The 19,443-nt window shown below is 63.5% G+C and carries 25 protein-coding genes; 13 read left to right on the top strand and 12 right to left on the bottom strand.

Features of this window, described 5'->3' with window-relative positions:
* Positions 1–28: 28 nt before the first annotated feature.
* Genes KBY85_RS13080 through KBY85_RS13070 form a run of 3 tightly spaced genes read right to left on the bottom strand, consistent with a single transcriptional unit; the run spans position 29 to position 2,529 of the window.
* On the bottom strand, positions 29–598 hold the full coding sequence (locus KBY85_RS13080) for a hypothetical protein (RefSeq protein WP_254961908.1): 570 nt from the start codon (positions 596–598) through the stop codon (positions 29–31).
* A 9-nt stretch (positions 599–607) separates the two neighbouring features.
* Positions 608–1,111: a hypothetical protein gene (locus KBY85_RS13075; protein WP_254961907.1), complete on the bottom strand. Its 504-nt coding sequence runs from the start codon at positions 1,109–1,111 to the stop codon at positions 608–610.
* The gene (locus tag KBY85_RS13070; protein ID WP_254961906.1) at positions 1,108–2,529 is read right to left on the bottom strand and encodes a DUF4055 domain-containing protein; all 1,422 of its coding nucleotides are present in this window, start codon (positions 2,527–2,529) and stop codon (positions 1,108–1,110) included. Before KBY85_RS13070 ends, KBY85_RS13075 begins: the two co-directional genes overlap by 4 nt.
* Before the next feature lie 157 nt (positions 2,530–2,686).
* On the opposite strand from KBY85_RS13070, the gene KBY85_RS13065 reads away from it, so the two are divergent.
* Positions 2,687–2,947, top strand: coding sequence for a hypothetical protein (locus KBY85_RS13065; RefSeq protein ID WP_254961905.1), 261 nt, complete (start codon positions 2,687–2,689; stop codon positions 2,945–2,947).
* A gap of 184 nt (positions 2,948–3,131) precedes the next feature.
* On the opposite strand, the gene KBY85_RS13060 is transcribed toward KBY85_RS13065, so the two are convergent.
* The 7 genes from KBY85_RS13060 to KBY85_RS13030 all read right to left on the bottom strand — a co-directional run bounded on the left by KBY85_RS13060 (position 3,132) and on the right by KBY85_RS13030 (position 10,134).
* Positions 3,132–3,617, bottom strand: a complete 486-nt coding sequence (locus KBY85_RS13060) for a sigma-70 family RNA polymerase sigma factor (protein ID WP_254961904.1) — start codon at positions 3,615–3,617, stop codon at positions 3,132–3,134.
* Between the two features lie 38 nt (positions 3,618–3,655).
* Entirely contained in the window at positions 3,656–5,284 is a 1,629-nt protein-coding gene (locus KBY85_RS13055; RefSeq protein ID WP_254961903.1) for a terminase, read from the bottom strand.
* On the bottom strand, positions 5,284–5,820 hold the full coding sequence (locus KBY85_RS13050; RefSeq protein ID WP_254961902.1) for a hypothetical protein: 537 nt from the start codon (positions 5,818–5,820) through the stop codon (positions 5,284–5,286). The genes KBY85_RS13055 and KBY85_RS13050 overlap by 1 nt, the downstream gene beginning before the upstream one ends.
* 4 nt (positions 5,821–5,824) lie before the next feature.
* Positions 5,825–6,208: a hypothetical protein gene (locus tag KBY85_RS13045; protein WP_254961901.1), complete on the bottom strand. Its 384-nt coding sequence runs from the start codon at positions 6,206–6,208 to the stop codon at positions 5,825–5,827.
* Between the two features lie 104 nt (positions 6,209–6,312).
* Complete coding sequence (locus KBY85_RS13040) at positions 6,313–7,005, bottom strand: hypothetical protein (protein WP_254931004.1); 693 nt, start codon at positions 7,003–7,005, stop codon at positions 6,313–6,315.
* Positions 7,006–7,292: 287 nt separating this feature from the next.
* Positions 7,293–9,920 (bottom strand): primase-helicase zinc-binding domain-containing protein, encoded by a 2,628-nt coding sequence (locus tag KBY85_RS13035; RefSeq protein WP_254961900.1) that lies wholly within the window; start codon positions 9,918–9,920, stop codon positions 7,293–7,295.
* A gap of 10 nt (positions 9,921–9,930) precedes the next feature.
* Complete coding sequence (locus tag KBY85_RS13030) at positions 9,931–10,134, bottom strand: hypothetical protein (protein ID WP_190548267.1); 204 nt, start codon at positions 10,132–10,134, stop codon at positions 9,931–9,933.
* 106 nt (positions 10,135–10,240) lie between these two features.
* On the opposite strand from KBY85_RS13030, the gene KBY85_RS13025 reads away from it, so the two are divergent.
* On the top strand, positions 10,241–11,665 hold the full coding sequence (locus KBY85_RS13025) for a DEAD/DEAH box helicase (protein WP_254931002.1): 1,425 nt from the start codon (positions 10,241–10,243) through the stop codon (positions 11,663–11,665).
* Here KBY85_RS13025 and KBY85_RS13020 read toward each other — a convergent pair.
* Both KBY85_RS13020 and KBY85_RS13015 read right to left on the bottom strand, forming a co-directional pair.
* A complete protein-coding gene (locus KBY85_RS13020) occupies positions 11,662–12,108 on the bottom strand; it encodes a type II toxin-antitoxin system VapC family toxin (protein WP_254931001.1) in 447 nt (148 codons plus the stop codon). The two genes, KBY85_RS13025 and KBY85_RS13020, sit on opposite strands and share 4 nt — an antisense overlap.
* Positions 12,108–12,344: a type II toxin-antitoxin system Phd/YefM family antitoxin gene (locus tag KBY85_RS13015; RefSeq protein WP_254931000.1), complete on the bottom strand. Its 237-nt coding sequence runs from the start codon at positions 12,342–12,344 to the stop codon at positions 12,108–12,110. The genes KBY85_RS13020 and KBY85_RS13015 overlap by 1 nt, the downstream gene beginning before the upstream one ends.
* Before the next feature lie 60 nt (positions 12,345–12,404).
* On the opposite strand from KBY85_RS13015, the gene KBY85_RS13010 reads away from it, so the two are divergent.
* The 11 genes from KBY85_RS13010 to KBY85_RS12960 all read left to right on the top strand — a co-directional run bounded on the left by KBY85_RS13010 (position 12,405) and on the right by KBY85_RS12960 (position 18,992).
* Entirely contained in the window at positions 12,405–12,782 is a 378-nt protein-coding gene (locus KBY85_RS13010) for a VRR-NUC domain-containing protein (RefSeq protein ID WP_254930999.1), read from the top strand.
* Positions 12,783–13,001: 219 nt separating this feature from the next.
* On the top strand, positions 13,002–13,697 hold the full coding sequence (locus KBY85_RS13005) for an XRE family transcriptional regulator (protein WP_254961899.1): 696 nt from the start codon (positions 13,002–13,004) through the stop codon (positions 13,695–13,697).
* A 126-nt stretch (positions 13,698–13,823) separates the two neighbouring features.
* The gene (locus tag KBY85_RS13000) at positions 13,824–14,549 is read left to right on the top strand and encodes a hypothetical protein (protein ID WP_254961898.1); all 726 of its coding nucleotides are present in this window, start codon (positions 13,824–13,826) and stop codon (positions 14,547–14,549) included.
* Positions 14,546–14,782: a hypothetical protein gene (locus KBY85_RS12995; protein WP_254930996.1), complete on the top strand. Its 237-nt coding sequence runs from the start codon at positions 14,546–14,548 to the stop codon at positions 14,780–14,782. The genes KBY85_RS13000 and KBY85_RS12995 overlap by 4 nt, the downstream gene beginning before the upstream one ends.
* Positions 14,775–15,356 carry a hypothetical protein gene (locus KBY85_RS12990; RefSeq protein ID WP_254930995.1) on the top strand — a complete coding sequence of 194 codons (582 nt, stop codon included), beginning with the start codon at positions 14,775–14,777 and terminating at the stop codon, positions 15,354–15,356. The genes KBY85_RS12995 and KBY85_RS12990 overlap by 8 nt, the downstream gene beginning before the upstream one ends.
* Positions 15,356–15,640: a hypothetical protein gene (locus KBY85_RS12985; protein WP_254930994.1), complete on the top strand. Its 285-nt coding sequence runs from the start codon at positions 15,356–15,358 to the stop codon at positions 15,638–15,640. Before KBY85_RS12990 ends, KBY85_RS12985 begins: the two co-directional genes overlap by 1 nt.
* A 44-nt stretch (positions 15,641–15,684) precedes the next feature.
* Positions 15,685–16,566, top strand: a complete 882-nt coding sequence (locus tag KBY85_RS12980; protein ID WP_254961897.1) for a KilA-N domain-containing protein — start codon at positions 15,685–15,687, stop codon at positions 16,564–16,566.
* Between the two features lie 43 nt (positions 16,567–16,609).
* The gene (locus tag KBY85_RS12975) at positions 16,610–16,906 is read left to right on the top strand and encodes an AbrB/MazE/SpoVT family DNA-binding domain-containing protein (RefSeq protein WP_254930991.1); all 297 of its coding nucleotides are present in this window, start codon (positions 16,610–16,612) and stop codon (positions 16,904–16,906) included.
* Positions 16,893–17,342, top strand: coding sequence for a type II toxin-antitoxin system VapC family toxin (locus KBY85_RS12970; protein WP_254961895.1), 450 nt, complete (start codon positions 16,893–16,895; stop codon positions 17,340–17,342). The genes KBY85_RS12975 and KBY85_RS12970 overlap by 14 nt, the downstream gene beginning before the upstream one ends.
* Before the next feature lie 843 nt (positions 17,343–18,185).
* The gene (locus tag KBY85_RS12965) at positions 18,186–18,737 is read left to right on the top strand and encodes a hypothetical protein (RefSeq protein ID WP_254961894.1); all 552 of its coding nucleotides are present in this window, start codon (positions 18,186–18,188) and stop codon (positions 18,735–18,737) included.
* Between the two features lie 78 nt (positions 18,738–18,815).
* A complete protein-coding gene (locus KBY85_RS12960; protein WP_254961892.1) occupies positions 18,816–18,992 on the top strand; it encodes a hypothetical protein in 177 nt (58 codons plus the stop codon).
* Positions 18,993–19,443 lie beyond the last annotated feature (451 nt).

Here is a 19,443-nt window from a genome sequence, read left to right as displayed (position 1 = left end):
CTGTCTTGGCCATACAAGTGTGTACACCTTAGGACTGGTCCAACCGATTCGGCTTAAGCGTGCCAAACACCCGTTCACCAATCAACGGCTGCACCAGGCTGCCGATGCCGCCTGAGCCATAGCTGGCACCAAACTCCAGCACCGTGAACAAGGTGTACTGGGCATAGGGATCGACACCTGCATCACCTGCTGAATTGAGCAGGGTTAAATCACCAAGCCAAATTGCGCCCTCACAAGGAGCCACAACAGTTCTGCCGGCAGCGGAGACACGCCGGCCGTTTTGACTCCACTGCAGCTCCCTACTCAGCCAGATCGCACCAGGGTTGGGAGGTAGCCGGGTGGCACGGCAGATCATCCCTTGAAAGGTGAAGTCACCGGTATCAACACCAGGGCCGTTGTCTCTGGCGGTGATGTATCTAGAGCGCTCAAGAAAGCACTCGAGCACGTGGCTGGCGAGCACAGCAGTGGTGGTGTCACCAGGGGTGGAGTTTTCGCCCAGCAGCAGGCGGGCATTGGCAAATGGCTGCAAGGGGGTGGGGCCCCACACAGCAGCATTGCGGTGATGCTTGCCACTGGTGAACTGGCGGGGGCTGATCATTGCCAGCGCTCAACCCCTCAGCAGGGCCGCGCTGCCAGTCATCCCGGCGGCAGCAGCTGTGAATTGAACCCAGCTGGCAAGCCCTGGCAGCAACAGGATCAGCTGGTCGGCGTAGCGGCGCCGCTGGCTAAGCAGAGCCGCCGAACTGGAGCGGGGATTGGCATAGACGGTTTCGCTCTCCTGGCGCAGTAGTGCAGTGTCGTAAGCGATCACATCGGCTTTCTGCAGCGGGGCATCGCCGCCGGCTGCAACCGAACCAGCGATCGGGCCGGAGGAGGACTGCTTCTCGATTGCCTGTTCCTGCTCAGGGTCAGGCACCAGCAATTGCTGATCGATCAGTGCCACTGCATCGAGCAGGGCGCGGGCGCTGAGCACCCCAGCTGGGTGGTGGCGCCCCAGATCCGCCATTGCCCGCCCGATGGCATCAAGGCAGGGAACGGTCGCTGGCAAGGCCAGCGCCTGTCGGATGGCTTCTTGATCCTGCGGTTGCCAGGTGCTGCTGGTGGTGGTCATGCAGATGCCGGGGCGATGCCGGCCAGATCCCCCAGCCATTGCCGCAGGGCCTGCTCGCTGATGATTCCTCGCTCATGCAGCTGCAGCATCTCGGCCACGGTTGGTTGAGGTTTAGGTGCTGGTGCCAGCGGGCTGATCTCAACCGTCAGGGCAGGGCCTTCCTGCACTGGCAGCTGTTCACCGGTGATGGCGCACCAGTGCTGCAGCAGGGAAGAAAACATCGAGGCCTTTTGTATCGCCTGGCTCTGCAGCAGGGCATAGGCCTGGGAGGCGGCCATTGAGATCTCCATCGCCGTGCGCGATGCCCCCTGGGCAGCAGCGGGGATCAGGGCATCACGGCGCATGCCTTGATCTAGCGATTCCAGCCAGGCGCGGTGTTCCGCCAAAGAGCGGGCCTGGATTTCGACGAACTGGAAGCTGGCACCTTCCGGCAGGTCGATGACGCTGTTTGGTCCCAGCACCACCGGCTCGCCGGCAGATCCGGCCCCACCCATGGGACCCTGCACTCCGGTGCGCACCCCAACAGGTAGCGCCGTTCGGTACAGCAGTTCCTGGTAGTCGCTCTGGCAGCGGAAGTGGTTGAGGTACTGGTGCGCCAGACCCAGATGGGGCAACTCCCCCTCCCCAAAGGCTGCTCCATGGCTGGCATACCAAATAGCGGGTAGTTGGTTGATGCCGCGGTAGTGGCGCTGATCAAGGCGTTGCGTGCGCCAGCCGCTGGGAGCCTGGGGATCGGCCACCAGGGTCTCGGTGCTCAGGTCCATGCCAGCCCCACCGGGATCATCGGCACCAAGAGAAGCCGTCAGGTACTGCAAGGGATGCAGCGGTGAATCCTGTGCAGGCGGTGTGTCGGTGGTTGGGTTAGGAGCATTGGGGCGCCGCTCGCGCCAGGTGATCGCATCTGGCAGCGCATGGTTGCCGGGCAGGTGCCAGTGCAAAACATCTCCCCGCTCAATAAGCAGCAACCGCGGCAACGACAATCGGTCGCCATTGCGCAAGGCCTGCTGCCGGTCACCCTCGCTCGGCCAGAGGTGAACCGGCGGGATCACCCCTACAAGGGCAGCACCATCTCTGAGCACCAGCAAATCGGCGGCTTCTAGAAACACGCCCAGGTCGGTGCCGCAACCATCCACATCACTGATCACCGCCTGCAGCGAGGCCGGCAGCTCACGCCAGTGGCTGGAGGCCAGCATGCCGGCGAAGGTGCGCAGAGCATCGCGGAAGAAACCCGATGGCAGGGCCGCCTCTACCCGGCGGCGGTAAGCGGATTCAGGTTCGCGCTCCCCGCGGGGCAGGTAGTGCTCACGGCGGCCCGAAAGCAGGTGCCAGCAGTCCTGCACCAGCTGCAGGCGGGGTAGCAGCGCCGCCAGGGTGGGGTGGAGGGGCCAGGGGATTGGATCAGTGGCTAGCGACTGCAAGGAAGATCCACGGCTACGAGCTATTGCCGGCGGCTGCAGCGCAACGGGCGGCAATCGTCACCTCAATAGGTAGGGCTAGTCACACCGTTGCCCTCTCCGTTGCCGTGAGGATGAATCAACCAACGGCACTAGCAAGCCAAGCCCGGATATTGCACGCATGCGAGAAGCCCTTTTCATCGTCAGCCAACGGCCCGATGGCACCTTGATCGGCGAAAGCGCTGCCCTTGGACTTGTCGTCTGCGCCATGGAGCGCGAAAGCCTGCAAGAAGAAGCACGTGATGCCCTGATCCACGCCATCGGCCCAGCCCATGTCAGCTACCGGGTGAGGCTGCAAACCAGCCCTCGCAGCATCAGCAGCATTGCGTCCACCGATCGATGCGGCATTGCTGCAGCACTGCCGTCAGGGATCAGGCACTGATAGCGGCAGCCCTCAAAAAGTCGACTTGGATGAATTGATGATTCCTTTCCGTGCCCTACTGCTACAGAGACTGATGTGCTCGGCCTGGTCCATCGGCGCGATTGCTCTGGTGACCGCCTCACTGCTGGAGTGGGGTTTGGTCGTGGCTGGCCCTGCAAGGCTGCCCTGATTGCAGCGCCTGAGCTCAGCACCTCAGGGCTTCATCGTCACTAATCGCCATCGCCACCACCCGCACTGAGCAAGCAGCTGCAATCTCAGCCCAACGCTCTGGCGTAAGCCCCAACTGCTCGGGGATCTGATCTGCAGCTATGCCCTGGCGCAGCAACTTCTGGCCCCTGGCATGCAGCTCCCGCCAGCGACCTGGTACTGAAATCAGAAAACCCTTATCGCGCAGGTAATGGGTGATCTCGCCGTTCACAAATGGCCTGGCGTAAGCGATGAAGTTGGAGCTGCTGCGGTTCACCCGCTTGCAGTCGTAGCGGCGTGAGGCCTTGATCAGCCCAATTGCTGCCAGCTGCTCGAGGTCTTCTTTGGGATGGCCGGTGCGGCGGGCGTAGTTGGCCGCCACCTTGGCCGCAAAGTGCAGATGCTCAACCACCAGAGCATCAGCAGCGCCGTGGGGCGAACGGCAGGGTCGCTGGCGGCAGTGGTTTTGGGAGGTAGGGCTCATGGCAGGGCGGCAGTGAGGGATCGGGGGCTATGCCCCCCTCAGCGGGAGAAGAGCAACGGTCTTGCGGCAGTGCTGCCGCTGCCTCGCCAGTGCTGGTTTTGCAGCCAGGTCACCCCCTGACAGAAGGCATCCACCAGGTCGTCATGGGCGGCGTTGGGAAAACCCAGCAGCTCAGTGATCAAGTCGTCGTTGCCAGGGCAGAAGCCCAGTTGGCCGGCCTCAAGCAAGGGCGCGACGGCATGGGCGCGGCTGACCTTGCTGCCTGCTGGCCGCACTGCAATCAGTCCAGGTATCTGGCGCTGGAGCAGCTGACATACCGCCGGGCCATTGGCGGCGTCTTCAACCAGCACGGCATCAGGCGTCAGCCCCCGCTGGTTGAGATCAGCAAGGGTGTGGGTGAGGAACTTCACCACCCCCGGCAGATCGAGGCGCTGGTGCTGGCTCCACAGCACGGTGATCGCACCACCTGCGGCCTCTTCTGCCGCCGGACTAGTTGGCACGTGCGTACGGGATGACGCTTTAGGTGGCAGCAGTGCCGCGCTGCGGTGCAGCTGCAGGCCCTGGGCCAAGCCGTCTACGGCTGGATGACGACTGGTGCAGTCGCTGTGGAGCCCCAGCAGCACAAAGCCGCAGTAGTCGTTCCCGTCCCCTCCCTTGAAGCTCAGATCGCAGCTGAGCACCAAGGGGGAGAAGGTCTGCTGGCCCTTGGCGCGGCGCAGCCACTGCCGCTGGAACAGCAGACCTTCCGCTGGAGAAGGCCGCTGCTGGTAGAGAGCGTTCCACCAGTAGCTGCCGGCGCGGATCCTGATCTGCTCCAGCTCAGCCAGGGGAAACCGCTCGGGGCAAAGGGGCTCCCCGGGTTGGCGCCAGTCCGGCTCGAGCGTGCAGGTGGCGGCGAAGTGGAGCTGCTGCTCGGGCGGCTCGCAGGTGGCCGGCAGGTTGAGCAAATGCCAGTGCTGCGGGGCGTCGCCGCTTTCCTGTTCCAGCAGCCAGCCGATCAGGTCGTCCTGATGCCAGCGGGTCAGCACCACCACCTGGGCGGCTCCGGCATTGCCGTTCACCCCTGGTTCAGATCTGGTTAGCCAGACGGATTGGAACCACTCGATCAGTTTTTGGCGTTGAGCTGCGGAGTTGGCATCTTCTGGGCCCTTGTAGGGGTCATCAATGATCCCGAGGGCATAGCCCTTGCCCGTAAATGGTCCCCGAACGCCAGCAGCAATGCAGCCGCCGCGATCAGGGGTGAGCCACTTACCAACGGCGGTGGAGTCCTTGGAGAGGGGATGACCAACCGCGCGGTAGTAGTGCCTCGCTTCTCGGCTATGGGCATAGGCCAGCTCGGCTGAATAGGAAGCAATGGCGCAGAAGCGTGTTGGGTAGCGGCTCACCCAGTAGGCGGGAAACAGCTTGGAAACCAGAAGCGATTTCCCCAAGCGCGGCGGGCAGCAGACGATCAGGCGGTTGAGCTGGCCATCGGCCACCCGCTGCAGCAAGGCGATCAGTCGCTCGGCCCAGGTGTGGAAGGCGTAGCTCGGGTAAGCCTCGCTGATGAAGTTGCGAAACAGGCCTGGGGCGGCCTCCTTCGCAGTGAACCGGGAGGGATCGGGGGCACCAAGTAGGCCCCAATCGGCCCAGAGATCAGATCCCGGATCCAGCAGCAGGCCGGCCATCAGCTTCTGCCCCCTGGCGCCTGCCCGTCTGGTGCCTTGAGGGGAGCGCGCAGCAAGCCGCCGATCTCGGCGATGACCCGGAAGGCGCCAACAGCTGCTGAAAACTGCTCAGCATCCATGGCCCGGCGAGCGCAGTCATTGAGGGCAAAGATCTGCTCGGCCTGGTGCCGGCGGCGATCGGAGATCAGCTCCTCGACCATCCGCTCGCGGGCGAGGTTGAGGTAGCGATTGATCGTCTGGCTGTTGGTCACCCCCCAGCTTTCACGAGCTTTTTCGTAGATCAGCGCCAGAGGAATGCGCTGGGCGATCCACAACTGCCCCTCAGCCACGCGGCGCTCCACCTCCAGTCGTGACGGCCGGGGCGGTGGCTGGGCCGCATGTCCCTTGGTGCGACGCGGTGGGTTGGCATGCCCGATCGGCCGGGCGGGATCGGTAGGTTCGTAGATGGGCTGGCCGTTGTCGTCCTCCGCGCTGGCGGCAGCGCGCAGCTCCTCCACCGGATCAGCAGCGCTGCAGTTGTGGGCGCGCGTCGGCATCAGCTCAGAACGGCAGAGGCTGGGTCTTCGGGGGGCGGATGGTCCAGAATGGCTTGCCGCGCTTCTCCGTGGCGCTGCCCTGCTGGATCGCCGCTTCCTTGGCGGACTTGAGCTGCTGCTCGATCTGCTGCACCACCGGTGGGAACTCGTAGCTCAGGCGCCCGGTGCTGTGGGCAAAGGCCCAGTCGTTGTGGGAGAAAGACGGATCCAGCTGGCCGGTGGCTATCGCCGTGTTGAGGGCCTCCAGGAGCGGCTCGAGCTGCTGATCCAGCTCCTTCTGTTGCGCCTTGATCGCGGTGACCGCGTCCAGCAGATCATCGAGATCAGCCTCAGTTACCGCACCGGCGACTGGAGCTTGGGGAGCAGCAACAAGCAGGAGGTCCGCCATCGAGGAACATCAGAACAGTTGCCCGGATGATTCCGAGCCCGCTGAGTCTAGCGGCCAGCATCTACAAGCCAGTTTGCTGAGCTGGCTCTCGTTGATCCTTGCTCTCAGAAGGGCCTGTGAGTGGAGCAGTAGCGGCTCCAGGCGGCGGCCCAGGCGCTCAGGCACTTCTCACGGCTGTAGAAGGTGCTGCAAAAGGCCTCGCCGGGCTTGCTCCAGATCGTCTGGCCCAGCTCGTAGTGATTGCCCTGGGAAGCTTCCAGCACCATGTAGCCGCCCAGCTGGGCGGCGGTGGAGTAGGGCCGGCCGTGGGCCGAGAGGGTCTTGAGGTCGTAAAGCACCCGCACCTCGTGGCCACGGCGCTCACTCAGGGCCCGTGAGACATAGGCGCCGTCAAAGGCCCCCGCCACGTTGCGAATGAGGCAGCAGCTGAGCCGTTCGCTGGCGATCACCTGCACCTCGTCCCAAAGCGGCAGCTGCAGCAGCGGCAGGATCCAGTCCCGGTACTGGTGGTGCCCGCACAGGGTCTCGGCGTCCAGCAGAGCTTCTCTGGTGCTCTTGCCCGCCAAGAAGCGGGCCTGGCTGTAGTACTCAAGGGCTGCGTGCACGGTGGTGCCGCGCGGCTCCCAGATCGACCGCTTGGCCTCGATCGAGCGCTTGGCGTAGTCGCTCAGGCCATGGGCCAGCACGCCGGTGATCGACACCGGGAACAGGTGATCGCCGAGCCAGTACCGGTGAGCTGCCTCATCCCGCCAAAGGCCTGGGATGGGGTCAAGCCAGGTTGAGGTGGTGGTGGTCATGGCCGTTTCAGTTGTGACGCGGCGTGACGATGGGCGTAACAGCCGAGATCGCCTGCCTGTAGTGGCTTCTGGGGGTGCCTGTAACGATGTAACCCTTTTTCAGATATAGAGGCATTAGCAAGCAGCAGCGTCTGGTTGAGAAGGTGTCAATTCGTCTTTGAATTCATAGGGGGCTCTATGTGATCCCTGAGGCGTTACATCGTTACGGATGCACAGATCGCTAGCGGTGCATGGGATCTGGGCGTTACCGCTGCTGTTATGTCTGGCCGTTTTGTAACGGCAGCTGGTTACAGCACGCTCAGGGGAATGGCGACTGCACGGCTGACCATGCCGGCGCCACAGAAGCGCACCGGTCCTGCCCGTTGCGCACCGCCCAAGCGCAACAGCACCACAGGCCAGCTGTTCTGCCAGGCGGTATCGACGAGGAAGTGCTCAATTGCCTTGGCGGTGTTACTCACCAGCAGGCGGTCCTGATCCACCCGCAGTCCATGGCGCCCCAGGGTCTGGGTGGCCAAGCCCGCGCTGACATCGAGGCAGGTGTTGTGGCAGGCGGCCAGCTCCACCAGTTCACCGATCGTGCGGGTGACGGGCTTGTCGTCGGTCTCCACCCGCACCTGGCGCTGCAGAATCGTCTGGATGCAGCGGGCCTCGTCTGGCACTTCGGTGCTCTGGCTGTAGCTCTCCCAGTCGTGGCAGGCAATGCAGTGCTCGGCCTCCTCCTGGGTGGGGACGGAATCACTGAGCAGCGACCAGGCGCCGGCCATCAAGGTGCCGTACTGATCACCCAGGCGCTGGGAGTCGAAGTGGCGTGCGGCGGCAGAGGAGAAGACCACCACCGATTGGCGGATCACCGGGATCAGCGAAACGGTGCGAGCGATCAGCCGCCGCGCCAGCTCAGGGGTGACGTGGTGCTCGAGATCGCGATCGAGATTCTGCCAATGGGCTTCTCGCTCCTCCTTGCCCATCTCGTTGGGGCTGCGCAGGGTGAGCTGCGCGAAGCGGCTCTTGTCCGCCCCCTGCTTGAGGGCGGTGGCGATCGATGACATCAGAAACATCGAGCGCACCCGGAAGCGGCTGACATCCCCACTAGGGGAGCCCTTGAGCATCTCGGCGCTGCTCTCGCTGCTGGCAACCCGTGCCAGCGAGAGGATCGCCTGCATCCGCTGCTGGTCGCCCTTCTCGTTGCTCTCGGCCTCATCAAAGACCACCGGAACGGCATCCGAGCAGATGGTCTGACGCAGGCCCGCCTCGGTCGTGGCGCCCACTACCACCAGGCTCAGATCGCCGAGCAGCGGTGCCACGAAGCGATCGAGGATCTGGCTCTTGCCCGATCCGGCGCCGGCAGTGAGCCAGATATGGGGCCGCCAGCGCAGGGCGCCGCAGATCGGAGCCAGCACCACCCAGCCGAGCAGGAGGGTGCCTGAGGCCGGCACCTCCCAGCGGAAGCGGTTGGCGATGCCCACGATCATTCCGGCCTCCGCCACGCTCAGGGGCTCCACTCCGCAGGGGCCCTCCAGGCGCTTGAGCCGCTGATAAATGAACCGTGAGCGAAAGGGCCTGGTGATCGGGTGCTCACCCTCAGGAGTGATCAGGCGATCGCCCAGGTGCAGCACGGTGCGGCCCTCATCCCACCAGGCCCCGCGGCCGCGGATGCGCTCCACCGCAAAGATCCCCATCGCGGCGGAGCTCTTGTGCAGATCGCTGGCCGCCGCCGGCCAGTTCACCCCGGTGCGGCTGGGGTAGAGGCTTTCCCAGTACTCCAGCGGCGCCAACGCCACCAGGTGGGTGGCGGTGTGGCAGCCGCGGGGAAGCCGGATCACCTGGCCGGTGCTGGCGGGCTGGTAGAAGTTCGCGTCGGCGTCGTAGCCAAGGCAGAGGAAGGGTGCTGCCGGCCTGGAGGCCGCTGCAGGGGCAGGCGGTGGTGGGGCACCATCGCCGCTGCCGCCATCGCATCGGGCATCAGGCGCCGTCCATGGCTGAACCGCTTTGGCTAGCTGACGTGCGGCCTGCCGAGGCGTCCAGTCGGCGTCGGCCAGGTCCCAGCCTTGCGGCAGGTCCGACGGCAGAGCCACCAGTTGCAGCTGGCAGTCGAGGGGATGCAGCAGGGCGGTCAGGTTCTCCATTGCCGCTAGGCCGTCGGCATCGGCATCGGGCCAGAGCGTCACCGAGCGGCCGGCCAACGGCGTCCAGTCCGCCTTGGCGATCGCCTTGGATCCATTGGCCCAGCTCAGCACCACGTGCTGCGGGAACAGACGGGTAGCCGCATCGGCGGTTCCTTCTCCTTCCACCACCAGCACGGGCGCTTCTGGTCGTTGGCCCAGGCCCGGCAGGCCGTAGAGCGGACGCGGTGCGGGCCAGTCGCAGGAGAAGGCATCGCGGCGGCTGGGGCGATGCCAGTCCCCATCCAGCCAGACGCGATGCAGGAAGGCCTTGCCGCCGCTGCGCAGCCGGATCCGCTGGATCCAGAACAGCACGTCCCCGGCGCCGTTGCGGTAAGCCCATTGGGCGGTGGCGCCGCGGTTCAACGGGGGCGGTGGGGCATCGGCAGGGGGCTTCTCGGGCATGCGCCAGGGCTTGCCGTTGCGATTGCAGCTCTGGCTGGGAATGCTGGCGTTGTCGTCAGGCACCAGACCAAGGAAGCCCTCCACCTGCCGGGCGGCCTCCACAAAACTCCAGCCCTGCCGACGCATGAGCAGGTCGATGCCGGAGCCGGCACCACCGCGCTGGTCCTTGCCGCCGCACTGATTGCAGAACCAGGAGCCGCTGCCGTCTTTGTCGTCAAAGCGGTAGCGATCCGTGCCGCCGCAGAGTGGGCAGGGCTGATGGCGATCGCTCAGCTCCGCGTCGCTCAGCCCTGCTAGTGCCGCAAGGATCTCCGGCCAGCGGCCCCGAGCCGCAGCAATGGCATCGGCCATGGGATGTCGCTCACCAGCCCTGGCTGGCAAGCGCCTGATTACCCGTAGAGCCGCGATCAGGCGCGGGAACCAGGGACTCACGGTGGATCACAGCGTCGAGCACCTGGCGCAGGGCGGCTGAGCGACTCAGGGAGCCGTGCCGACGCCGCGCATCAAGCCAGGCCAGTTGCTCTTGGGTGATCGAGACACTCACCGGCAGGGCGTAGTCAGACATGGGAACTCCGCTCGTGAACTACAGCCTAATGCTTTAGGCCAGCTCTCGCTAGGCTGAGCCAAAGAAGGATAGAGGCTAGTTACTGTCCTGATCGCCTGTAATCCCAGTGGCCCCGATCGTCCTGCGCGACTACCAGCAGCAACTGCTGGCCGATCTCCGCGCCGCCCTCAAGCTCCACCGCCGGGTCTGTGCGGTCATGCCCACCGGTGCGGGCAAGGGCCAGACCATCGGCGCCATCGCCCGCGGCGCGGCCAGCAAGGGCCGGCGGGTGCTGGTGCTTGCCCATCGGGCTGAGCTGATCGAGCAGCTCACCGGCACAGTGCGGGCCTGGGGCCTGGAGCCCGATGTGATCGCCCCCGGCCACCGGATCCAGGGGCGGCAGGTGGCGGTGGGCTCGGTGCAGACCGTGGTCCGGCGGCTAAAAGCCCTGCCGGCGCCGGATCTGATCATTCAGGACGAGGCCCACCACCTGGTGGCAGGCAACGTCTGGGGCCGGATCATCGAGGCCTGGCCAGGCGCCCATCTGATCGGAAAGACCGCCACCCCCGAACGCCTCGACGGCAAAGGGTTGGGCGTAGAGGCCGGCGGCTACTTCGAGGCCCTAGTGCTCGGGCCCTCAGCGGCCTGGCTGGTCGAACAGGGCTGGCTGGCCCGGCCCAAGGTGTTCTCCTGGCCAGGGGCGCGCAACAGCAAACTGCGGCGCCGGCATATGGGCGAGTTCGACCTGGAGCAGGCGGCACGCGCCTTTGGGGATCGGGCCGCCATTGGCGATGCGGTGTCGCACTACCGCCGCCGGCTCTACCCCGGCACGGCAATTGTTTTTTGCTGCACCATCGAGCACGCCGAACAGATTGCCGCGACCTTCCGCAGTGCGGGAATTCGGGCCGCCTCGGTGAGTGGCAGCACCCCGACCGAAGAGCGCAAACGCCTGATCGCCGGGCTCGGCACCGGCGATGTGGAGGTGCTCAGCAGCTGCATGATCATTTCTGAGGGCACCGACATCCCTTCAGTGGGTGGCGCGATCCTGATGCGTCCCACCGCTTCCCTGAGCCTCTACCTGCAGATGGTCGGCCGGGCCCTGCGGCCCGCAGCTGGGAAGCAGGAGGCCGTGATCCTTGATCACGTCGGCAATGCCCATCGCCACGGCCTGCCGACCGATGAACGCGAGTGGAACCTGGCCGGCCGCCGCCGGCGTGAGGGTGTCTCGATTCCGATCAAGGACTGCCCGCACTGCTTCTGCAGCTGCCCCAGCGCGGTACAGGTCTGCCCTGACTGCGGCCATCTGTTCCTGGCTGACGAACGAGATGAGCAGCGCCGCGGACTCCAGCAGATTGAGGGTGAACTAGTTGAAGTCACGGGCGCAGCCCGCCACCGGCCCAAACCCAAGCCCAACCAGCAGCAGAGGCCCCGGCGCACGCACCCGGCAGCTGGCTGCCGGACCTTCGAGCAGCTGCTGGAGCGGGAGCAAGAGCGGGGCTACAAGCAGGGCTGGGCCAGGTATGTCTGGGCTGCCAGGCAGCGCAGCGCTTAATGCCTGACTGGCTTGCCGCCTGCTCCCAGGAGTTCAGCCTCCAGGCCCAGCTGTTGGGCCGCCGCGACAAACGGGGCATCCAGGCTGCAGAGGGTGGCGCCACGGCCGCTGGCGATTGCTAGGTGCAGGGCATCGGCCGCTCGCAGGGACGTGCTCCAGCCGCGCAAGCAGGCGTTGGCGTTGCGGAAGTCCTGCGGCTCCAGTTCCAGCATCAGCAGGCCTGGCGCCAGGCTGCGCTCAAACCCCTGCAGCACCGTCTCGGCTTGCGCCTGGCTCAGTGCCTTGGTGCGCACCTTCAGGCCGAGGGCGGAATGGAGCTCGGTGACACTCCAGGAGCTGATCGCCAGCGGTGCACTGGCTTCAGTGAGAAACGCCGTTGCCGTGGCGGAGTGCGCTTCCGGCGTCAGCACCGCCAGCAACACGCAGGTGTCGATGTAGAGCATCAGGCGCCGGACTCATCCCGCAAAGCCCGCATGGTCTCCACGCCGCTGGTCGGCTGCTCGGGCAACGAGCCACGCAGGGTTGCGAGCTGGGGCAGCAGATCACGCACGCTGCAGCGCGGCACCAGCTCGGCGATGGCTTTGCCGCGACGCGTGATCACCACCGCCTGCCCAGCCTCCACAGCATCCAACAGGCTGGAGAGCTGGGTCTTGGCTTCCGCCACCGTCACCTGCACCATGGCCGTTGACCATCTGGATGACCAACTCTAGGGCGGGCTGATGGCCCGGCAACAGGAGGCATGGCCTCCTCCCCCAGCGAACACGAAATTCAGCAGCGCATCCGCCTGGCCTGCGGCCGCGGGCGGGTACGGCTCTGGCGCAACAACACCGGTGCCCTGGTCGACCAGCAGGGGCGCTTCGTGCGCTTTGGGTTGTGCAAGGGCAGCAGCGACCTGATCGGTCTGCGCTCGCTGGAGATCACGCCTGAACTGGTCGGTCAGCGCATTGCCCAGTTCGTTGCCCTGGAGATCAAGACGGGTTCCGGAACCGTCAGCCCCGAGCAGCGGGCCTTTCTGCTGCTGGTGCAGCAGCTTGGCGGCTTGGGCTCGGTCTGCCGCTCGATTGCAGAGGCTCAAGCCGTCCTGGACCTGAATCCCATGGCCGGGTCGGTCCAATGAACAGGCCCGAACTCCGCAAGCAGCTGCAGGCCTTGGCCCGTCGCTATCCCGGCATCCACCCATACACGCTAGTCCTCCGCTTCCAGGCCCAGACGGGCCGGGTTCTCACCGTTCAACAGGTCAAACAGCTCTTGGCCGAGCCAGGAAATAACCGAGACCAGCCTGCCAAGCTGTAACAAGCTATGGCTAGCAGTGCCAAGCAGCGCTTAGGATCGGGCTATGGCACAAGCAAAGAAGCCCGTCAAGCGCACCTACCAGGCCGTCCTTGACTGGCAGGACGAGTCCCGAAGAGCCTTTGGGAAGATGCTGCTCAACTGGCGGCGCCGTAACGGCTGGACCCAGTACACCGCATGTGAATGGGGCACAGAAGCCGAGTTTGAGGTGATTTCCTACGGGAATCTCTCGGTGATCGAGCAGGGCAAGGCCGGCGAGCTGCGCCAGAAGGCCTTCTTTCAGCTCGAGGAGCTCAACCGTCGCCTGGCGGAGAAGGACTGGGGACCGGTCAAGTCCCAGCGGTTGAAGGACCAGCTGAAGGATGCGGAGCCCCTACACGGCGATGACGACAAGCTCTGGGATGCCGTGTACTTCTGGAGCTGCTACATCGGCTATGTGCCGGTGCCCAAGGCCTTTCAAGCAGCGCCCGCGCCGACCCTGACCTCGAAGCGTGCCGAGGAGATCTGTCAGAAATGGCGCCAGCATGTGCGCCGCGTGATCAAGGAAGGCGGTCTCGACGTCACCCAAGCCCTGGAGCAGCTGGTCAAGGGTGCACCGAAGGAGCACCAGAAGCGTTTCTCAGAGGTGCTGGCCATCGACGACTACAGCTCGGTTGAGCTGGCTCAGCTCTGGGTGGATGGCGAGGAGTTCCTTCCCGAGCAGTGGATCGGCGCCTGGGAGCAGAAAGCGCTGGGTGCCTGATCGGACCGCTCTGGCGGACGCAACCAGGGCCGACCTGGACGATTGCAAGCAAAGTCTGGGGTTGCGCCTAGCGTTAGCAAGCCGCTAAGCTCAGGCCAGCGGGCACAAGCCCGGCTCTCTGATGTCATGACCCAAACCCCCGCACGCGCAGGCGTGCCAACCGACGCCCTCGCGTTGCTCGACGAAAAAGGCAGCGCCGAGCGCGCCCTTACAGCCGCCCTGGCCTCGTTCCAGGAGCAGGTGCAGGCCGTTCCTTCCCTTGATCTAGCTGCTGTAGTCGAAGCAGCCAGACCGGCCTTTGCCTCGGGCATTGCCTTCAGCGTCCAGCTGGTCGACATCCACGGCCGCAACAAGTTGCGGGTCACGGTGATGCACTCCGGTGGAGCTGAAGTCACCAGTGAGGAGTGGGCCGACGAAGTCGACGACCTGCTGCGGGCCTCCGGCTGGATGCTGGCCATGCTGCTGGGCATCCCTTTGGCCAAACAGGCTCAGCCTGTAGAGCCTGAGAAGAAAGGGGCAAAGAGCCTCGCATCTGTCGGGGTTACTGGTGCTCCGGCTGGGCCTGAGCCCAGCAAGGAGAAAGAGGCTGCCCCAGTGGTTGACATCGATGTCGCTCTGGAGCCGCTCACGCCCCAGGAGATCGAGGCCACCCACCAGCGGATCCTTGCCCTGCCCCAGGCAGCACGCCAGGAGCTGACCAAGGCGTTCCGCGAGCACTTCCAAGTGCCGCGCAATGCCCGCTCCATCGGTGATCGCATCAACCAGCACCAGCACGCCGCCTTCGTCGACCACTTCCTTGAGGAGTGCGAGGGGCACGGCCTCGATGACGCCGCGACGCCGGTGGAGCCGTGAAAGGCCTTCGTCGCTACGGCGAGCAGCCACGCTCGGCCGCCGGTCGCCACTTCATCCAGACCCAGGTGCGCACAGATGTGTACCTGCGAGTCCGCGAGGTGATGGAGCGCCACAACCTCTCGGCCAGCGGGGCAGTGCATCACCTGCTGCGCGAACGCTTTGGTCTGCCGCCCCTGCCTCCTTTCGATCAACAGCCCATTTCCACCGTTCACCCCGTTTCAACCCATGGCTAAGGACATCTTTCGTACCCCCCTCGCCGAAGTGCGCTGGGCCCATCTGATCACCCCCAGGCATCAGCTCGACAAGAGCAAGCCCAAGGCCTGGACGGCCGACCTTCTCCTTCCCAACAGCGATGAGAGGGCCCAGTCCTTTCTGCTAGCGATGGAAGACCAGTTCATCGCCCTGCACGGCAGCCGCAAGCGCCGCGCCGAGAAGGGCTTCCCTTGGAAGCCCGACAAGGAGAAGCCCAGCGAGATCACCGTGGTGCGCTTCAAGGTGCCGCAGTTCCAGCGCCGTGACGGCTCCCACTCCGAGGGGCCCCGCATCGTCGATGCCAAAAAGCAGCCCTGGGATGGGGCCGCCATAGGCAACGGCTCCAAGGTGGTCGTCGCCTTTGACATCTACGACTGGGACGGGGAGAACGGCTGCGGCATGACCTTCCAGCCCCGTGCTGTTCAGGTCGTCGAGTTCGTGCCCTACGAGCAGGTCGATCCCACCGACGGGTTTGAAGAAGTCGAGGGCTACACCACGGGTGCGGACAACGGATCCGCTTGGGCTGTTAAGGACGACGACGAGGCCCCCTTCTGATGGGTTCACCGCACGTCCGCAGTAATGGGGCCTTCGGGCCCCGCCCCCAGCTGCCGGCCTTCTGCCGAACCCGCCGGCCCACCGTCATGGTCACGGTTTCCAGCCTGGCTGGCTTGCGCGCTCTGGCGCTGCTGGGCCTGGCATTTCAGCTCAGCACCCTGCTGCTGGTGCTCGCCGGGCCCGTGCCACCGCGGCCGCTGGCCAGCACCAACACCGTCTTCCACTCCGATGCCAGCGCTGACGCCGGCGAAGTTCCCGCCGTCACACCGCTCTCAGACCAATGAACACCACAACGACGCCGTTCCATCCCGCTGCACCTCTCGTCTCGATGAATCACCCCGCTCTGGTCTCCCGTTCCTGGAAAGGCACGCCGATCTCCCGCCGCACCAGTGATGGCTACGTGAATGCCACGGCCATGTGCAAAGCCAACAACAAGCAGTGGTCGAAGTACCGGGAAAGCGACCGCTGCCAGACCTATCTGGATGCCCTCGCTGAAACCTCCGTAATTCGGATGTTTGACCTGATCGAGTCCCGCCAAGGCCAGGGCGGCGGCACCTGGGTCCATCCCCAGGTCGCAGTCGACCTGGCCCGCTGGATCAGCGCACCGTTTGCGGTGTGGATGGATGGCTGGTTTCTGGAGAGCGTCCAGCAGGCGCAAAGGGCACCGGCAGAAACGAGCCCACCGCGGCTGCGGGAGGTCGATGTGATCGCCCTGGTGGAGCGCAGCATCGGGCTATTCGAGCGGCTGGGTGGACTCGACCAGCGCGACCAGCTCCTGTTCAAGGACATCGTCCGCAGCAACATTCTCACTGCAAGCTCAGGGGGCTCTACCCGGCACTCCTGTCGACGACGAGCTGACCCTCAGCGATGCCTGGCTGGAAGTGTTCCAGGAGGCGCTGCCGCGCGCCAAGTACCGCTCTGCAGGGATGCTGGTGGCCGAGGCCTACCGGACAGACTTCGGCCAGGAGCCGCCGCTTCGCCAGCGGGTCTGGGTGACAACGGCAGAGGCCTGCACTGCCCTGGGGATGAGCCGCGAAACCCTCCGCCAGCTGCGGTTGCGAGGGGTGCTCACCCCGGGCAAGCACTACCGCCGCTGGGGCTGCACCCAGGGTCGGGGGCCGCTGCAGTGGCACCTAGAAAACGTGGAGGCGAGCATCACTGGCTGGAGCCGGCGGCATCTGCAGCACTGAAAACCACCAACCGGACGTAGAGTCATGTCTCTACGGGTGGCCGGGAACGGCCCAGGGCGCTCCTTGACACAGTCCAAGGCTCAAGGTCGTTCAGCTGACGCCAGCCAGCACTTCCCGCAGGCGATCCGCCGCTGGGGGAACAGCCTGGCGGTAAGGCTCCCGGCCGATTGCCTGCGTCAGGCCGGGCTGCAAGAAGGCGATGAGATCGACATTGTCATTGGACCAGACGGCCGCCTGAGCCTGGAGCCTCTGCGCAGGCTGGATCGCTCTGCTCTGGCCAGTGATTTGCGTCAACTGCAGGCCACCATGGCTCTCACCCCTTCGGTGATTGAGGAATGCCGTAGCGGTGAACGCTGGTGACGCTGACCCATCGATGATCTATCTCGACACCAGCGTCGTGGTGGCTCTGCTGACCCCGGAAGAGAGCAGCTCGCGCGCCCTCGACTGGTTTGCGCAGTCCCGCGAACCCTTAATCAGCAGCGACTGGCTGATCACCGAAACCCACAGCGCCCTGGGGATGAAGCAGCGCCTTCACGGCCTCAGTGCGGAGGCACGCCTGGCCGCTGGGGACCAATTCGAGCGCCTGCTGCAGGGCGGAGTTGAACTGCGCTCGCTCGATCGCGGCCGCTTCCGTCAGGCGGCCGAGCTGCTCCAGGATCCGGCCCTCGGCCTGCGGGGTGGTGACGCCTTGCATTTGGCGGTGGCGCTGCACAGCCGCTGCACCCAGCTGGCCAGCTTCGATATTCGGATGCAACAAGCGGCACAGACACTGGGCCTAATGTCCGCCCTCACGTAGCCCGATGGCCAGCAAGCGCAGCCTCAACAGAGGCTCACGCTCCTACCGAAGAGTGGCTTGTCTTGCAGGCTCAAGCCAAGAAGTTGCAACCACAGGAGAGATCTAGTAGCGAATGGCCGGCGCAGATCCAAGTTTCTCTAGGCAAAGATTTATGGCTATGAATAATATCTTCGGCTCCGCAGCAAGGGCCAAGAACAATGGTTCTATTACCGTTGCAATGGGCAACTGCATTGGAGTGCATTATCCTTCGTACACTTGGGCTGCAGAGGCTTGTGCGGTAGTGACCTTTGACAAAGCGAGTAGCACTTTAGGCACCAATTAGCATTAGCAGCATTAGCAGCATTAGTCGTCCATTTTGAATCATGACAAGACTAGACGCAAGAAACCTTTTGACTGCTGCTTTTGTTGTAGCGGCAATTGTCACGAGTGGAGGTATCACAAATGATGTTTACGCCGAGGATGCATGGGTAGTATGCACCTTTAATTCAACAAAAGAGGACTGCTCACTGGCAGGCAGTCCATCCTCATTCACTGTTACTTATCGATCAGACCATAAACAAATATCTGTTGAAAAAGTAGGCAGTTCTTATGAATGTGGTGACGGTAGTTCAGGCTCGTGCGGAAAAGTTCTTATTACAGAACGAAAACAGCGACGTACAACTTGGGCCTCCTACCGACAGACGCCAAGCGAGTTTTTAATGAGAAGCAGTCGAGGAAATACCTATCGATTTCCTTTGTGAATTGGTAGTCAACGTTCGTTTGTCAAGAACCTTTATGGCTAAATCTCATGTGACTGATCAGCTTACATTTAAGCACGTACAATTGAGTCAATAGTCAATTAAAATGAAATTTTTCAAGTTACAGAGTTTTGTGGCTGCGGTTTGTATGTTTATGTCGACGACTAGCGACGTAGTAGCTCAAAACATGATCTATACGAAAAAAGATCTGGAATGGCAAAAAATGTGCATTCAGACCCACTTATATGAAAGACCATCTAGGACGACAAGCTTGCGAAGATTTGGGATCAAACTTGATATGCCAGCGAATTATGATATACAGCTTGACGAAAGAGATGCGGACGTAGTGTTTATAACCCGTATTGAAGACTTGGCAGCATTACGCTGTAACAAGCTTGCCAAAACTCTCCATGATCTTGAGTTGCCAGGCGGGGGTATGTCGACAATAATAATTTCGGAAAGGAAAAGATTGCCAGATGAATCCAATATTTTTGTGGATGCCGCTAATGTATTAGGAAATAAGACTCCGGTCTACTCAGAGCGTGGTGCATATTGGATATCTTTCTACAATCCAAAATCTAATCGCCCTATTCATATCAGTTGGGATTCGAACCTGGATGACTTTTTAAAGCTTTTGAGGTCAATTCAGCCAGACTAAAAAGCGGGTTCCGCTTCTCCAAGTAGTGCCCGCCGCATCGAGCAGCATCAGCCGCACACCCAGGATCTGCCCCGCCCATTGGCACTGCTGCATGGCATCGACCAGCAGGATGCGCCCCAGCCCCTTGCCCTGCTGTCTCCCATCGACAGCAAGGTGGCTGAGAAAAAGCCTGGGATCATGTTCGAGCGCGGTTCCCGCGGGGCAGCATCGGAAGGCACGTCGGCCACGCCAATGGCATGGGTATTGATGGCGTAGAAGCCCAGGCAGGCCCGAGGTTCGCCACCACGAAGGCGGAGGCCTCGATGCCCAACAAGTCTGCTGCCGCCTTAATGCTGGCCTTCACCGAGGGCTTGGTGCACTGATCCATCCGAGCCGAGCGGGGCTCGTCGATCGCTTCGATCGCCGCATGGAGCGTGGTCTCGACCGGCGAAATGGCCCACCAGGAACCAGTCTCATCATTGTGCGGGGGATGGCCGTGCATGGTCGCCACCTGATAGGGGCTGCCGAGCCAATGAAAGCTTGAATAAGGCCATCGGCTCAGGACAGTGCCTCTGAACGCACAGGACACGCGAACCTATTGCCCTTGCAGATGCTGCAGATATTGCGTTTATTTCGATTAAGATTCACTTGGCCTTCCCCTCCTCCTGTCCATGGCCGTCGCTCTCCCCAGCTCCATTGAGCCCGTGATCCCTACGGCTGAGGCGGC

This window comes from Cyanobium sp. BA5m-10 (assembly GCF_024346255.1).
In the GTDB taxonomy this organism is placed as follows: Bacteria; Cyanobacteriota; Cyanobacteriia; order PCC-6307; family Cyanobiaceae; genus Cyanobium_A; species Cyanobium_A usitatum.
This window is presented reverse-complemented; position numbering and strand designations above follow the sequence as displayed.

Excerpts from the sequence above, each read along its gene's own strand:
- KBY85_RS13080 (WP_254961908.1), bottom strand. The coding sequence starts at position 598 with ATGATCAGCCCCCGCCAGTTCACCAGTGGCAAGCATCACCGCAATGCT.
- KBY85_RS13075 (WP_254961907.1), bottom strand. The coding sequence starts at position 1,111 with ATGACCACCACCAGCAGCACCTGGCAACCGCAGGATCAAGAAGCCATC.
- KBY85_RS13065 (WP_254961905.1), top strand. The coding sequence starts at position 2,687 with ATGCGAGAAGCCCTTTTCATCGTCAGCCAACGGCCCGATGGCACCTTG.
- KBY85_RS13060 (WP_254961904.1), bottom strand. The coding sequence starts at position 3,617 with ATGAGCCCTACCTCCCAAAACCACTGCCGCCAGCGACCCTGCCGTTCG.
- KBY85_RS13055 (WP_254961903.1), bottom strand. The coding sequence starts at position 5,284 with ATGGCCGGCCTGCTGCTGGATCCGGGATCTGATCTCTGGGCCGATTGG.
- KBY85_RS13050 (WP_254961902.1), bottom strand. The coding sequence starts at position 5,820 with ATGCCGACGCGCGCCCACAACTGCAGCGCTGCTGATCCGGTGGAGGAG.
- KBY85_RS13045 (WP_254961901.1), bottom strand. The coding sequence starts at position 6,208 with ATGGCGGACCTCCTGCTTGTTGCTGCTCCCCAAGCTCCAGTCGCCGGT.
- KBY85_RS13040 (WP_254931004.1), bottom strand. The coding sequence starts at position 7,005 with ATGACCACCACCACCTCAACCTGGCTTGACCCCATCCCAGGCCTTTGG.
- KBY85_RS13035 (WP_254961900.1), bottom strand. The coding sequence starts at position 9,920 with ATGGCCGATGCCATTGCTGCGGCTCGGGGCCGCTGGCCGGAGATCCTT.
- KBY85_RS13030 (WP_190548267.1), bottom strand. The coding sequence starts at position 10,134 with ATGTCTGACTACGCCCTGCCGGTGAGTGTCTCGATCACCCAAGAGCAA.
- KBY85_RS13020 (WP_254931001.1), bottom strand. The coding sequence starts at position 12,108 with ATGCTCTACATCGACACCTGCGTGTTGCTGGCGGTGCTGACGCCGGAA.
- KBY85_RS13015 (WP_254931000.1), bottom strand. The coding sequence starts at position 12,344 with ATGGTGCAGGTGACGGTGGCGGAAGCCAAGACCCAGCTCTCCAGCCTG.
- KBY85_RS13010 (WP_254930999.1), top strand. The coding sequence starts at position 12,405 with ATGGCCTCCTCCCCCAGCGAACACGAAATTCAGCAGCGCATCCGCCTG.
- KBY85_RS13005 (WP_254961899.1), top strand. The coding sequence starts at position 13,002 with ATGGCACAAGCAAAGAAGCCCGTCAAGCGCACCTACCAGGCCGTCCTT.
- KBY85_RS13000 (WP_254961898.1), top strand. The coding sequence starts at position 13,824 with ATGACCCAAACCCCCGCACGCGCAGGCGTGCCAACCGACGCCCTCGCG.
- KBY85_RS12990 (WP_254930995.1), top strand. The coding sequence starts at position 14,775 with ATGGCTAAGGACATCTTTCGTACCCCCCTCGCCGAAGTGCGCTGGGCC.
- KBY85_RS12985 (WP_254930994.1), top strand. The coding sequence starts at position 15,356 with ATGGGTTCACCGCACGTCCGCAGTAATGGGGCCTTCGGGCCCCGCCCC.
- KBY85_RS12980 (WP_254961897.1), top strand. The coding sequence starts at position 15,685 with ATGAATCACCCCGCTCTGGTCTCCCGTTCCTGGAAAGGCACGCCGATC.
- KBY85_RS12965 (WP_254961894.1), top strand. The coding sequence starts at position 18,186 with ATGAAATTTTTCAAGTTACAGAGTTTTGTGGCTGCGGTTTGTATGTTT.